Source organism: Bradyrhizobium sp. Kon37 (assembly GCF_055807535.1).
On the sequence record NZ_JBVVOY010000142.1, the window covers coordinates 1 to 436 of the forward strand.

General features: G+C 68.6%; 1 protein-coding gene. It reads left to right on the forward strand.

Annotation, left to right across the window (positions count from 1 at the left end; translation table 11 throughout):
- The coding region (locus tag AC0L3J_RS37500; RefSeq protein WP_473350443.1) for a plasmid fertility inhibition factor family protein at positions 1 to 252 on the forward strand (252 nt) is incomplete at its 5' end.
- Between the last annotated feature and the right edge of the window lie 184 nt (positions 253 to 436).

The following is a 436-nucleotide window of genomic DNA, read 5'->3' on the forward strand; positions in this document are numbered from 1 at the left end:
TGGCTGATTGCCAACAAGGCTCCGTCGTTCCCGATCCAGGTCCACGGCCGGGAGTCGGCCGAGCTGCTGAACAAGGTTTGCGGCCTCGATCCTGCGCCGCTGTCGTTCACGGAACTGTTCGCGCAGGCCCAACGCCAGGCTCCGCAGGTCGCCACACCGGCCCGGCCTGCGCCGGCAGCGGCCACCCGGCCAGCTCCCAAGGTGCAGCCACGCCCCGGCCGAAGCGGCCCGCGCAAAGGCCGCGGACTCTGACTACAACCGTGCGCAAGGCGCATTAGGGAGGATGTATGTATGTAATCGCCTGCGGCATCGTTGCCGGCTTGGCGGCTGCGGTGGCCCTGTTGGGCTTCACGCCGATGATGGAGGCGCTTGCCGCCGGCGAACGCCGCAAGGCACTCGCGCAATGGACGCGGACGATGTTCCTGGTGCTGCTGCC